The organism is Bacillus sp. JJ722 (genome assembly GCF_036963345.1).
Classification (GTDB): Bacteria; Bacillota; Bacilli; order Bacillales; family DSM-1321; genus Bacillus_AD.
On record NZ_JBALMO010000114.1, the window covers coordinates 321 to 13,735 of the forward strand.

Here is a 13,415-nt window from a genome sequence, read left to right on the forward strand (position 1 = left end):
CTCTTACTAATGTCTCGATGGGTGTACAAGTTATGATTAGATTGATGCCTGAAAGAGCTGGTTTCATGTCAAGCATTTTGGCTTTAGGTAACAATATTTCTCAATTATCTGCACCGATTGTAACTGGTATATTCGTACAAGCTGCTGGCGCAAATCTGGCACTTGGTTTCCATTATTCCATATACACTCTGGCTGGGCTGTATCTCATCATTGCTGTTCTTTACTTATTATTTGTTAAACCTGATAACGTGAAAGAAACAACAATGCTTGAAAGGAGGATTGCGTTAAAAACCTAAACATTCAATAGCTTGATTGGTTGTTAAATTCCATAAAAGTAAATGGAGAGTATGATGCATGGCAAATTGTAGAACAAATTTATTTAGTTCTAACTTCTTTCACAAAAAGGAACAAGAAGTGGTGAAATTACCTGAATTTTGAAGATGACTAAAGAGGGTTTGTTATACTGTAAGCCACCACGATTATTTATAGAATGATAAACAGGCTTATCTCATGTGACACATAAATAATGATAGAATCAGCAAAAAAAGGAAGTTACCTTATGAATTATAACCCGAAAAAATGGACACTAAAAAAAGTCTATTTTTTCGGGTTTTGCTGTTTATATATAAATTTGTTGTCTTATATTATTATTTAGTAGAAGTATTGGAATTGCAATTGCTTAAAACTTAAGTCCAAAATATTGGCGTAAATATCGTGGTTAGCTTTCTAATTAAGAAAGTATACCTTTTCGGAATAGCTCGGCGACAGCTTGTGTTCGATTTTGTGCACCTAACTTATTAACTACCGATTTAACATATTGTTTCACGGTCGATTCGGTTATCTTCATGGAATCAGCCATTTCTTTTGTACTTTCCCCCCTTGCGATTCTCTTCATGGTTTCTAATTCTCTCTTACTTAATAGTAATGTATTTTTGTCTACTCCATTAGAGTCCTCAATGAGTTTCCCAACAAGTTTTCCGTAAAGGGTAAAAGATGAAAGTATTTTATCATCTAATGTCGCTTCCTTAATTAAAGAGCAAATATATCCAATGACGACAGAACTGTAAAAAATGGGGATAACTACCATGGAGTTGAAGTCATGAGAAAATAAGTACTTGCTATTTGTTATTTTCAAAAATTCGATTCCAGAACAGTATTTTGCCTTTCTTTCACGAACGGCTGTTTGAATAAAGGGCAAAGTCCGAATATCATCGCGCATTTCTATAATATTTACTAACCCAGTTGAAGAGAGTGAAATAATGCCTTCTTTAAGATAGCCTAAAGGAGAATATCTAAATAAATAAGCATTTTGAACTGGAAAAAGTTCTAAATAGACTTCAAGAATTTTGTATAATTGTTCTTCGTGATTTGAAATGATACCGATTTTTCGAACATGTTCTCGAATGGTATATTCTGAGGTCATTTTTTACCTCCTTTTTAGGGAATAACCTTATATTAAAGTGTGAATATTCATATTATACAAAAAAATGTAATATTAAAATAGATATTTTAAGAAATTACTTAAAATATAAAAATTATTCTCTTAAGAAAGGAAGATGTTTTTGGGTAATTTAGAACCAAAGACTAAACTTTATTTAGAAAAGTATAGTCAAATGCCGGCCTTTCACACGATGGAGCCACAAGCAGTGAGAGAATTATTTTCACAAGGTCTCCCTGTAGAAGTAGAGCTTGCACCGCTCTCAAAAGTTGAGAACCGGCTGATTCCTGTTGGACAGGGTGCTGAAATTAAAGTCAGAATTTACACGCCTGAAGGCCAAGGTCCTTTTCCTCTTTTTGTTTACTATCATGGTGGTGGCTGGGTTATAGGGGATCTTGAAACATCGGATGCTAGTTGCAGGATGCTAGCTAATCGAACAGGAAGAATTGTAGTTTCAGTGGATTATAGGCAAGCTCCAGAGTATAAGTTTCCTGTTCCATTAGAAGATTCATATGAAGCATTAAAGTGGGTTAGTGAAAATGCATCAGAAATAAACGGGGATGCTTCTAATTTGGTCGTTGGTGGTGATAGTGCAGGTGGAAATCTTTCCACTGTCGTTTCGTTAATTTCCAAAGAACAAAACGGTCCATCCATTGAAGCACAGATTTTAATTTATCCGGTAACTAGCCTGAGTTATGACACCAAGTCTTATCAAGAATTTGAAAAGGGGTATGGCTTGGAGAAAGACCTGATGATTTGGTTTGGTAACCATTATACGAATAATGAGGAGGATAAGCGTAATAAATATGTAGCTCCATTATTAGCCGATGATGTAAGTAATTTACCTCCAGCTTTGGTGATTGTTGCAGAATGTGATGTTCTTCGGGATGAAGGATTGGCTTATGCTGAACACCTGAAGAATGCAGGAGTTAAAGTCGAAGAAGTTTACGAGTCAGGGATGATCCATGGGTATTTTACTAATATGATGGTTTTTCCTGAGCGAATAAAAGGGTCTATTTCTAGAATAGCAGTGTTTTTAAATAAAATAGATCAAACTGCGACCAATAGACTTTAATTTGAAAGGGCTTACAATCCTGAGTTTAAAAAATATTATATCTGTAAGGAGGAAGAAAAGTAATGAAATCTACTAAACCTAATAAAATATCTAATTTCGATGTGGTTGTTGTCGGGGCAGGTTTTTCAGGGTTATATACGCTTCATCGCTTACGTATGGCTGGTTTTTCAACACGTGTTTTCGAAGCGGGTGATAATGTTGGTGGTACTTGGTATTGGAACCGTTATCCAGGAGCACGGTGCGACTCGGAAAGCATCTATTATAACTACACTTTTTCAGAAGAACTATACAAGGAATGGACTTGGACTTCAAGATATCCAGAACAGCATGAAATCCTTAGTTACCTTAACTTTGTAGCCGATAAGTTCGATCTCCGTTCAGACATCCAGTTCAAGACCAGGATTCAATCGGCGCAATATGACGAGACAAATAATAGATGGCGTATTCATCTTGACGATGGTACCAGTGTCACAGCCAAATACTTCATCACAGGTTTAGGTTGCCTGTCTGCTGTAAACCTTCCTAATTTTAAAGGCTTAGATAATTACGAGGGAGAGTGGTACCATACAGGACATTGGCCTCGTGATAAAAAGGTAGATTTCAAGGGCAAGCGTGTTGGAATTATCGGTACTGGTTCAAGCGGTATTCAGGCCATCCCAGTAATTGCTAAGGATGCTGGTCACCTTACTGTCTTTCAACGAACACCACAATATAGCACCCCAGCGGGAAACCATCCATATGACCCAGAGTATATCAGACAAACAAAAGAAAATTTTAAAGAGATTAAGAAGAAAATGCGTGAATCCACACTTGGAGTTCCGACGATGCAAGCTACTCTTTCAGCGCTAGAAGTTGAACCTGAAGAACGTGAGCGGATTTTGGAGGAACTTTGGGAGACAGGAGGATCCTTTGCTGGTACTTTTAAGGATCTTACGATTAATGAGGAAGCCAATGAAACTGTCGCGGAGTTTATCCGTTCCAAAATACGGAAGATTGTTCATGACCCTACGGTGGCCGAAAAGCTGATGCCGACATTCTATTATGGCACTAAACGACCAATAAAGGACACAGATTACTTTGAAACCTATAATCGTGAGAATGTTACGTTGGTCGATGTTAAGCAAGCACCGATTGTGGAGATTACATCTAAAGGTCTTAGAACTGAAGACGCTGAGTACGAATTAGACATGATTATTTTTGCTACTGGCTTTGACGCGATGACCGGGCCAATAATGAAAATCGATATCCAAGGCAAAGATGGTGTGACATTAAAAGAAAAATGGGCTAGTGGAGCACAGACAAAGACGTACCTCGGCATCGCCAACGCTGGTTTCCCAAATATGTTTATGATTACCGGTCCTGAAAGTCCTTCCGCAATCAGCAACGTACCTGTATCAATTGAGCAGCATGTGGAATGGATTGGAGATTGTTTAGAGTATCTTCGTAAGCATAATGTAGATACAATTGAAGCAAGGTTAGAGGCTGAAGATGCCTGGAGTAAGCATTGCAGGGAGGTCGCCGAAGCCACGCTTTTCACAAAAACGGACTCCTGGTACACGGGTGCGAATATTGAGGGTAAACCGCGCGGATTTTTGATTTATCTCGGTGGTGTTGGAAACTACCGCAAGAAATGCGATGAAATTGCGGCTAACGGCTATGAGGGATTTTCTTTAGTTTCCTCTGCAAGCACTGTAGTGTAAAAAAATTGAGAATAAATGGAGGGGACCAGTATGTCTACTACTACTATAATTCCGCTACATCCTAAAGCGGCCGAATTTATTTCCACACCGAAAAAGATGCTCATCAATGGTCAATGGGTAGATGCAATCTCAGAAGAGAGAACGCCAACCATCAATCCAGCAACAGGAGATGTTATTACTACAGTTGCCAAAGGTGGAAAGGAAGATATTGATCGGGCCGTTCAAGCAGCTCGTAAAGCTTTTGATGATGGACCTTGGTCAAAAATGAAGCCTGCAGCGCGGGCAAATCTTTTGTTAAAGCTCGCTGACCTCATTGATGAAAATGCTGAAGAATTAGCTCACCTTGAAACACTGGATAATGGGAGAGCTTTAATGTTCACTTCAAGATATGCAAACAGTTGCGCAGAACAATTCCGTTATTTTGCTGGATGGGCAACTAAATTTACAGGAGAAACGATACCTGTTTCAGTACCAGGAGATATATTTAATTACACAAGACGGGAGCCAATCGGCGTTTGTGGTGCCATTAACCCTTGGAACGTTCCTTTACCGTTAGCAGTCATGAAATTAGCACCGCCATTAGCGACAGGGAATACGGTCATATTAAAACCTGCTTCCGAAACACCGTTATCGACTTTACGTTTAGGTGAATTGGTTCAAGAGGCAGGGTTTCCAGATGGTGTTGTTAACATTGTGACAGGTCCTGGTTCAACACTGGGCAATGCGTTAACCGAACACCCACTTGTAGATAAAATCGCCTTCACTGGTTCGACGGAAGTTGGACAACAAATTATGCGATCAGGTGCTTCCAACATAAAGAAAGTAACCTTAGAGTTGGGCGGAAAGTCTGCGCACATTATCTTTGCTGATGCTGATTATGAATTGGCACTGAAGAATGCTGCTAATGCCATTTTTACGAATTCGGGTCAAGTATGTTTTGTAGGATCACGTTTATTTGTGGAAAAGAACATATATGACAGATTTGTAGCTGATTTGGCAGATTATACGAAAACGTATACATTGGGTAATGGGTTTGCACCATCCACCGTCTTAGGACCTGTTATTTCAGAACAGCAAAAAAAATCTATTTTAAATTATATAGACATTGGACAAAACGAAGGCGCTGAATTAGTAATAGGCGGAGAGGCAAAGGTTGATGGTCTAGATAAAGGCTATTTTGTAAAACCGACTGTATTTGCAAATGTAACGAATAGTATGACGATTGCGCAAGAAGAGATTTTTGGTCCAGTCGTATCCGCAATTCCTTTCGATAATATGGATGAAGCCATCAAAATGGCTAACCAGTCCATATATGGTTTGGGTGGAGGAATCTGCACCACAGATGTTCGCAAAGCACATAAAGTGGCTCATGCGCTCAGAACAGGTAATGTGTGGATTAACACATATGGTCTTATGGATCCAGCTTCACCATTTGGAGGTTATAAGCAAAGTGGTATCGGTAGGGAAAATGGTGCAGCAGCTATCGATATGTATACAGAGATGAAAAGTGTTTGGCTAAATCTAGATTAAACTAATGGGAGGGCATGATGATGAAGGTAAGAGCAGCCGTTATAAATAGATCAGGAGAAGAATATCAATTAGAAACTCTAGAATTAGCGGAGATGCAACCAGACGAAATATTAGTGAAAATGGTTGCTTCAGGTATGTGCATGTCAGATGAAACCGTTAGAAAAGGTGGATCATCGGGCTCAGCCCCTTTACCAATGGTACCAGGTCATGAAGGGTCCGGGATTGTTGAAAAAGTAGGAGAGGCCGTAAAATCGTTTAAAGTCGGAGATCATGTGGTTATGTCTTACGCTTATTGTGGGCATTGTACAAGCTGTCGTACCGGGCATCCGGCTGTTTGCAATGATTGGATGAAATTGAATTATCAAGGTGTCAGAGGTGATGGTAGCTATGCATTTCATAAAGAAGATGGTACACCAGTAGGAAATCTCTATGGTTACTCATCCTTTGTAACACATGCATTAACCCAGGAAAGTAACTTAACAAAAGTAGATAAAGATTTAGATTTACGCTTGATAGGTCCATTAGGCTGTGGTTTTTTAACCGGAAGCGGTACAGTAATTAATGGGTTAAAACCGAAAGTCGGTTCATCTATCGCTATTTTTGGTACAGGAGCAGTAGGTTTAGCTGCTATGATGGCCGCTAAAATAGAAGGATGTTCAACTATTATTGCTGTGGATATTCATGATAGCCGCTTAGAAATTGCTAAAAATCTTGGCGCAACACATGTAATAAATAGTAAACTAGAAGATCCTATTGAAAAGGTGAAAGAAATAACTGATGAATTAGGTGTTAATTATTCAGTTGATACAACTGGTGTAGGTCCTGTAATGAAAACAGCATTAACCGTTTTAGCAAAAGGTGGCTTTTTTGCACCGGTGGCTGTATCAAAAAATAGTATCGAAATTAATCCAACGGCAGAATTATCATTGGTAAGCAAAAGTATGGTAGGTGTAATAATGGGGGATGGCGTTCCGCAATTATCCATTCCACAATTAGCGAAATTCTATAGAGAAGGGAGATTCCCATTCGACAAATTAGTAAAATATTATAACTTTGAAGATATCAATCAAGCTTCTATTGACTCAGTAAATGGTTCCGTAATCAAGCCTATTTTAATCATAGATGATACTTATTCGGTTTAATATGAATGTTAATTTAATACAAATAGCTATGTAGGGTTAATATGAAAAATTACGTATCAACTCAAGCTATACCTGCTCTACCTTTTTTAAAAAAGCGTAAGAGAAAGTGAGACCACTGAAAAAGTCCGTAAAATAAAAGTGCCAATGAAAAACAAAATGTTTTTTGTTGACACTTTTTCATTTATCTTTGTCTTGTTAAATTAGTCCTGAGAGTTTTATGCCTCGAATATATTTCCTGATTGCTCTAAGTTGAGAATCATTTGGAATATCACCCTTTGCTGATTAATAAAAAACATCTCCACAGGAAATTGGCAAAATACTTCCTCCTAATGCCAAGTTAGTTTTTTGTTCTAATAGAATAATTAATTTCGAGAGGGGTTTCACTAACTATGTCATTAATATTAACAAAAGAACAATTAAAATTTACAAGAGAACAACTAAAAAAGAACGAAATTGAGCGCAGAGCTGTGGAAGCTGCAATTTGGGGCATGCCACTAGTTAATTTTGATGCCATGCGCCAGGCTTACTTTAACGATGCTAATGCTCAGTACAATGATATAATTTATTACCCTAAATTTGCAGATTGGAAATATCAAGCTACAACTCCTAATAATACTACAAATTATGCAATGTTTTTCTGTAATTTAAAACAAGGACCTATTGTTGTTGAGGTACCCCCGGAAGAAGAGGCAGCACTTTGGGGTTCACTAATCGACTCATGGCATCTTCCCATTATAGATATAGGTGTAAAAGGCATAGATGAAGGAAAAGGCGGGAAATTTTTGTTATTGCCACCTGGGTATCAAGAAAATGTTCCTCGTGGATATATTCCTGTACAATTTTCTACTAATAACATCTATAGCCTACTTAGAATTGTTCCTAAAACAAAAGAAGTAGAGGAAACGGAAAACGTGGTTAAATTCATCAAAAAGTTTAAAATTTATCCTCTTTCCAGCGAACCGAAATCTTCTAACTTTATAGATATGACAAATGTCCTCTTTAACGGCTTAGCTAATTTTGATGAACGATTTTATGTTTCGCTTGCGCGTATGATATCGGAAGAGCCTATTTACGAACGTGATTTGGCTATAATGGGACAGCTTCTTTCTCTTGGAATAGGCAAAGATTTGACTTTTAATCCAGACGAAGCTATGACCGAAATTTTACGCAAATCAATAGCCGAAGCGCTGGTCTTTATGTGCGAAAAATTTAAAAACGATGGGGTTAAATGGTGGGAAAATCTTCAGTGGCAGTCTATATTGAAAAATACGGGAAAATCTTTTTTCTCCTTTTTAGATCCAGAGAAATGCCTGTTTATCGATGAGCGATCGGGAATGTTTGTCGCTGCATTTGGCCCTAGTAAAACACCGGCGCCAAATTTATACATCAAATCATATAGAGATAGTAATGGGGATGACTTGGACGGAACGAATACATATTGTCTGCGCATTCCACCACACGCCAAGCTACCTAAGAATGAGTTTTGGTCTATAAATGTTTACGATTACTATTCATCTGCATTTATAAGAGAAGCCACAGTTGTTGGGCTTGACTCATACAATCAAAATTTGCAGGAGAATGAGGACGGCTCTATTGATCTCTTTTTTTCTCCAGAGCCTCCAGCTGGAAAAGAATCTAACTGGATTTCCACAGAAAAGGATAAGCCATTCTTCTTAATTTTTCGTTTGTATTTTGTAGATTATTCTGTAAAAAATAAAGAGTTTCAATGGACATTCAATGATTTGGAAAAAGTCGACTAGTAAGAAAAATAAACTATTGACCAGTTAGTAATTTAAGATTTTGAAGATACATTCCAAAAATATTTTATGGAGGTTATTAAATGAAAAGTATTGTAATCACTGAATCTATGCCAGCTACTTCCTTTACAAAAAAAATACAAGAAAAAGTGTATAGCAATCTGAATTTCGAGGACAGGCAAGACTTTGAAGATGCACGTAGAGGCTTTATCGCACCTTTTGAAACGAATGGAAAAAACGATGAAGGAGAAGTGATTTGGGATTTTGAAAGTCTGTCATATATTGATATCGATAGCAGTGCGCCTGATACGGTGAATCCAAGCTTATGGCGAAACTCACAACTACACACTATAAATGGGTTATTTAAAGTAGTGGATGGAGTCTATCAAATTCGAGGACGAAGTATATGCAGTACAATTATAGTAGAAGGTACAGAAGGAGTTATTGTTTGTGATGTATCAAGTAGTAATGAAGCTGCAAAAGACGCTATGGAATTATATTTTAAACATCGACCTAAGAAGCCAGTAACAGCCATCATTATAAGTCAAAGTCATATGGATCATTTTGCAGGTATACAGGGCGTTTTAGAGTATGCCAAAAATCCCGAAATTCCAATTATTGCTCCTGAATATTTTTCAGATGAAGCATTAAGTGAGAATGTTCTTTTAGGGCCCATTATGAGCCGTCGCGCTGAATATCAAGCTGGTTTGCCTATTTCTGCTGGTCCCAAGGGGTATGTATCTATGGGTATTGGTCATACCTTTGGCACGGGTCAAATGAGCTATAAACAGCCGAATGTCGAAATTAAGAATGAAATCGAAACTATGATTATAGATGGTATAACCTTTCAATTTTTACTAACTCCTAATACAGAAGCGCCTGTTCAAATGCATTTTTATATTCATGATTACAATTCATTATTTGTTTCAGATAACCTAAATAAATCCATGAATCAAATTTATGCGGTAAGAGGTGCAAAAACTCGAGACGCTTTATCATGGACGGAAGCAATTGATAAAACTATTGATTTATTTGAAAATGAAGCAATTGAAGCGTTGATTATGGCACATGCTTGGCCTATATGGGGAAAAGAACGTGCTTTAAATCATATGAAATTGCAACGTGATTTATATAAATATATGCATGATCAAACGATTCGCCTTGCTAACCATGGATATAATATGGATGAAATTGCGGAAACAATTAAATTCCCGGATTCATTAAGTAAGCATTGGGGTAATCGCGGGTATTATGGTACTTTAAAGCATAATTCAAAAGGTGTTTACAATTATTATTTAGGATTTTATAGCGCGCATCCTTCTGATTTAGATCCTCTACCTCAAGTAGAAACAGGTCAAAAATATGTGCAATACATGGGTGGAGCAAAAAAGATAGTAAGGCAAGCAAAAGCTGATTTTGAAAAAGGTGAGTATCGCTGGGTTGCTCAAGTATTAAAGAATGTTGTCATGGCGGAACCAGATAATACAGAAGCAAAAACACTATTAGCTGAAACCTATGAACAATTAGGCTATCAAGCCGAATCTGCTATTTGGCGCAATTTTTATCTTGTTGGAGCGTCGGAGTTAAGAAATGGTTTAATAACTACCACATTTAATACTTCTACAATGGCAAATAATATTCCAGTAAAGGAATTCTTTAAGTTATTATCAGTAAAATTAAACGGTCCAAAAGCAGATGGTAAAAGAATAACTATAAACGTAACCCTCTCAGATATTAATCAAAATTATACCGTTTATTTAGAAAATTCAGTATTGAACAGCAAGGAAAATAAGCTAGATACTAATCCAGATGTGACACTGACTTCTGATAAATTAACGTTCTATATGATTGCATTTGGTCGTCTCACACTAGATCAAGCGATGACTGCTGGTAAATTGAATTTGATAGGAGATCAAAACCAACTAAATGACTTTTTATCATTATTAGATAATTTTACTACTAATTTAAATATAGTAACTCCTTAACTGGTAGAGATTAAACCTAAAAATGGGCAACCAGTAGGTACATTACGAGAAGTATTAGAAATCGCAACCATTAAAGAAGCAAGTAACTCTGAAAATGCAAATGAAATGGTTGAAATTATACTGAATGATTTCATAGAAATTGCAAATGACATTGATACACTGTTAGAAATAGCGAGTGAAGAAAAAGATGAAGAAACTGGCGATTTATTTTTAGGAATAAAAGCAACTTTAGAGAAAAATATGTGGATGTTAAAAGCTTACTTAGGATAAAGTGATTTTGTTGTAAAAGAAGGATACAAAACCAATAAAAAAGACATTAGCTGAAGAGCTAATGTCTTAATGAGTTAAAGGAGGAACATATCATCATCCTTGATGTCCACCAACTAAGCCAGCCCTTTTAAGAGCGGTTCCTCCATTTGTATACGACGATGCTTTCAATATAGCTGTTTTTCCAAACTTATTTCGAATACCATCAATGGTAGCATCTAGAGCTTCTTCTTTTTGAATTTTTTCTGTATCTGCAAAAAGGTTAAGCTGCATATTCGTTTTAGATGAAATTTTCCCAACTGAGATGGCGATCGAACGTACAATTTGTCTATTGTATCTCTTGCGAAAAATAGTAAGGCAAACTTCTGTAATTCTTGAGGTTAAATCAGTAGGCGTTTCTAATTTCATCTGTTGTGAAAAGCCTTTTTCATATTCTTGTTTGCTAAAGCCAACAGTTAAATGAACTACTTCTCCAACGGCATTATGCTTGCGTAAACGAGCCGCAACATCGTCTGCCATTTCACATATGACTGTTTCAATTTCATGTGCGTCTTGATAATCTCGTAATAATATTTGACTCTTTCCATAGCTTGTTTCTCGTGGTGGAACTTTTTCACTTAGTCGGCTAAAATCCACACCCCATGCATGGTAATATAGTTGTTCACCCATGACACCTAATCTTTTCTTCAATAGTTTAACATCGTATTTGGCAAGACCAGATACTGTACATATACCCATTCTATTTAGCGTTCTTGCGGTGCGTGGGCCGATTCCCCACATATCGGTTAACTTTTTAATTTTCCAAACAGTATTTGGAACATCTTCATAACTCCAATAAGCGATTCCATCAGGTCGTTTTTTCGCTTCGTTATCAAGACATAACTTGGCAAGTAGAGGATTGTCCCCTATTCCGATTGTTGCACAAAGGTTTAATTCATGTTCAATAGCTGCTTGTATTTTTTTAGCGATTGTAAATTTATCACCTAATAATTTACGAGAAGCTGTTACATCAAGAAATGATTCATCAATTGAGTATATATGAAGGTCGTCATCACTAACATAATTTCTGAATATGTCTTGAATGATGCGATTTATATATAAATAAAGTTTCATACTAGGCTCGGCTATAATAATACGCGAATCTTTTGGAATCTCGAATTGACGATTACCTGTCTTAATCCCGAATTCTTTTTTTACAGCAGGTGAGGATGCTAATACAACAGATCCTTGTTGTTCTTTCTTTCCTATAACAATTAAATAAGCAGTCAAGGGATCTAGGCCGCGCTTAACACATTCAACTGCCGCAAAAAAAGATTTCATATCGACACATAAAATATCTCTTCGTGGTAGGGTAGATAGGTTAAATTCCATAGCTGTCTACCTCTGATATTGATCGAATTTCTGTAATTGGGATAAATTCGCCTTTTGTGCCATCAATGTGTTTTAAATGAATACCCTTAATAATGGCATCATACTTCCAAACATATCCTATAGCATGTTTGACAGACTCATATGGATCGTGAGTATAAGCATACTCAATTTTAATAGTTGATTGGTTTTTATGAGATAGAAGTAACATTTCGTTGAATAATTCTAGAGATTGTTCATCTAAGAAGATAGGAACAGTCTTTTTTCGATTATGATAACTCATATCTTCATTGTGTTCTGATAATACAAATCCTTGCCATTTCATCATTCCTCTATCTTGATACGCCATTATAAATCATCCCTTTTAATCTTTAACATATGCTCTTTCGGTAATATTTATGCAAACAAATGTTCTTTTTATTGATAATTATACGAACAAATGTTCTTCTTTTCAAGAGGGAGTTTTTAGGAGGTTAATGAGTCACTTTTGTTAAAAAATAAAAAGATCCAGCCAATAAAGACTGAATCAAAAAATCACTTATTCATTCGGCTTGTGATAGTTGCTAAGTTCCTCTGTTTTAATTGGATGAAACTCTTCTGAAACCTCTGTTTGATAACGCAGAGTTGTTTTTTGTTGTTGCATATGTTCTTTATCGATAAAAACTTTTTTAACTAAGTATTTGTGGAAAAAATATTCAAAGATAGCTAAACTAGCGGCGGCAAAAAATGACCTAATGAAAAATGCATTGTTATCATTTGTCAGGGTTGTACTCAACCCCCATGTAAAGAAGAATGCTAAAACGAAATCGCTAATAGTAGCGACTATGTTATTTGTTCTTGATAAAATTAGCATGTCGCCTAAAATATAAGCAAAAACACTTAGAACGATTGTGATTAAAAATACTTCAAAATAAGACATGTTATAAAAATAACCTAGAACCAAACACAAAATAAAAAAACTCGCAACACATTTTACTAAGAAAGCGGGAATATGTTTCATGATTTCAACTCCTTTATCACTATTGTGTATTAGGTATGAAAATATATTCAGACAGGACTTTACTTTATTAATAGAATTTCTTATAAGCTGTCTGCATATTTCCATATTGATTACAAATTCTAAGGATAAAGTGAAACTTTAATCGGTGAGGGT

The 13,415-nt window shown here is 36.4% G+C and carries 12 protein-coding genes; 8 read left to right on the top strand and 4 right to left on the bottom strand.

The annotated features are described in order from the left end of the window. Window positions 1-296: MFS transporter (locus V7014_RS14930; protein WP_335508231.1), on the top strand; the 296-nt coding region annotated here is incomplete at its 5' end. 434 nt (window positions 297-730) lie between these two features. On the opposite strand, the gene V7014_RS14935 is transcribed toward V7014_RS14930, so the two are convergent. Then, window positions 731-1,423 (bottom strand): response regulator transcription factor, encoded by a 693-nt coding sequence (locus tag V7014_RS14935; RefSeq protein WP_335508232.1) that lies wholly within the window; start codon window positions 1,421-1,423, stop codon window positions 731-733. Window positions 1,424-1,613: 190 nt separating this feature from the next. Between V7014_RS14935 and V7014_RS14940 the strand changes: the two genes are divergently transcribed. The 7 genes from V7014_RS14940 to V7014_RS14970 all read left to right on the top strand — a co-directional run bounded on the left by V7014_RS14940 (window position 1,614) and on the right by V7014_RS14970 (window position 10,897). Beyond that, window positions 1,614-2,513 (top strand): alpha/beta hydrolase, encoded by a 900-nt coding sequence (locus V7014_RS14940; RefSeq protein ID WP_335508233.1) that lies wholly within the window; start codon window positions 1,614-1,616, stop codon window positions 2,511-2,513. Window positions 2,514-2,575: 62 nt separating this feature from the next. Continuing rightward, the gene (locus tag V7014_RS14945; protein ID WP_335508234.1) at window positions 2,576-4,213 is read left to right on the top strand and encodes a flavin-containing monooxygenase; all 1,638 of its coding nucleotides are present in this window, start codon (window positions 2,576-2,578) and stop codon (window positions 4,211-4,213) included. A gap of 30 nt (window positions 4,214-4,243) precedes the next feature. Then, window positions 4,244-5,743 (top strand): aldehyde dehydrogenase family protein, encoded by a 1,500-nt coding sequence (locus V7014_RS14950; protein ID WP_335508235.1) that lies wholly within the window; start codon window positions 4,244-4,246, stop codon window positions 5,741-5,743. A gap of 20 nt (window positions 5,744-5,763) precedes the next feature. Beyond that, window positions 5,764-6,885, top strand: a complete 1,122-nt coding sequence (locus V7014_RS14955) for an NAD(P)-dependent alcohol dehydrogenase (RefSeq protein WP_335508236.1) — start codon at window positions 5,764-5,766, stop codon at window positions 6,883-6,885. Between the two features lie 389 nt (window positions 6,886-7,274). Then, window positions 7,275-8,645, top strand: a complete 1,371-nt coding sequence (locus tag V7014_RS14960) for a DUF1254 domain-containing protein (protein ID WP_335508237.1) — start codon at window positions 7,275-7,277, stop codon at window positions 8,643-8,645. Between the two features lie 80 nt (window positions 8,646-8,725). Further along, window positions 8,726-10,627, top strand: a complete 1,902-nt coding sequence (locus V7014_RS14965) for an alkyl/aryl-sulfatase (RefSeq protein WP_335508238.1) — start codon at window positions 8,726-8,728, stop codon at window positions 10,625-10,627. A 9-nt stretch (window positions 10,628-10,636) separates the two neighbouring features. Then, on the top strand, window positions 10,637-10,897 hold the full coding sequence (locus V7014_RS14970) for a Dps family protein (RefSeq protein WP_335508249.1): 261 nt from the start codon (window positions 10,637-10,639) through the stop codon (window positions 10,895-10,897). Between the two features lie 93 nt (window positions 10,898-10,990). On the opposite strand, the gene V7014_RS14975 is transcribed toward V7014_RS14970, so the two are convergent. The 3 genes from V7014_RS14975 to V7014_RS14985 all read right to left on the bottom strand — a co-directional run bounded on the left by V7014_RS14975 (window position 10,991) and on the right by V7014_RS14985 (window position 13,262). Continuing rightward, window positions 10,991-12,214 carry a DinB/UmuC family translesion DNA polymerase gene (locus tag V7014_RS14975; protein WP_335508239.1) on the bottom strand — a complete coding sequence of 408 codons (1,224 nt, stop codon included), beginning with the start codon at window positions 12,212-12,214 and terminating at the stop codon, window positions 10,991-10,993. Between the two features lie 40 nt (window positions 12,215-12,254). Beyond that, window positions 12,255-12,611 carry a YolD-like family protein gene (locus V7014_RS14980; RefSeq protein ID WP_335508240.1) on the bottom strand — a complete coding sequence of 119 codons (357 nt, stop codon included), beginning with the start codon at window positions 12,609-12,611 and terminating at the stop codon, window positions 12,255-12,257. A 189-nt stretch (window positions 12,612-12,800) separates the two neighbouring features. Continuing rightward, window positions 12,801-13,262: a YndM family protein gene (locus V7014_RS14985; RefSeq protein WP_335508241.1), complete on the bottom strand. Its 462-nt coding sequence runs from the start codon at window positions 13,260-13,262 to the stop codon at window positions 12,801-12,803. Window positions 13,263-13,415 lie beyond the last annotated feature (153 nt).

Bases quoted from the DNA above. Each gene is read 5' to 3' on its own strand.
- V7014_RS14935 (WP_335508232.1), bottom strand. From the start codon at position 1,423: ATGACCTCAGAATATACCATTCGAGAACATGTTCGAAAAATCGGTATC.
- V7014_RS14940 (WP_335508233.1), top strand. From the start codon at position 1,614: ATGCCGGCCTTTCACACGATGGAGCCACAAGCAGTGAGAGAATTATTT.
- V7014_RS14945 (WP_335508234.1), top strand. From the start codon at position 2,576: ATGAAATCTACTAAACCTAATAAAATATCTAATTTCGATGTGGTTGTT.
- V7014_RS14950 (WP_335508235.1), top strand. From the start codon at position 4,244: ATGTCTACTACTACTATAATTCCGCTACATCCTAAAGCGGCCGAATTT.
- V7014_RS14955 (WP_335508236.1), top strand. From the start codon at position 5,764: ATGAAGGTAAGAGCAGCCGTTATAAATAGATCAGGAGAAGAATATCAA.
- V7014_RS14960 (WP_335508237.1), top strand. From the start codon at position 7,275: ATGTCATTAATATTAACAAAAGAACAATTAAAATTTACAAGAGAACAA.
- V7014_RS14965 (WP_335508238.1), top strand. From the start codon at position 8,726: ATGAAAAGTATTGTAATCACTGAATCTATGCCAGCTACTTCCTTTACA.
- V7014_RS14975 (WP_335508239.1), bottom strand. From the start codon at position 12,214: ATGAAATCTTTTTTTGCGGCAGTTGAATGTGTTAAGCGCGGCCTAGAT.
- V7014_RS14980 (WP_335508240.1), bottom strand. From the start codon at position 12,611: ATGGCGTATCAAGATAGAGGAATGATGAAATGGCAAGGATTTGTATTA.
- V7014_RS14985 (WP_335508241.1), bottom strand. From the start codon at position 13,262: ATGAAACATATTCCCGCTTTCTTAGTAAAATGTGTTGCGAGTTTTTTT.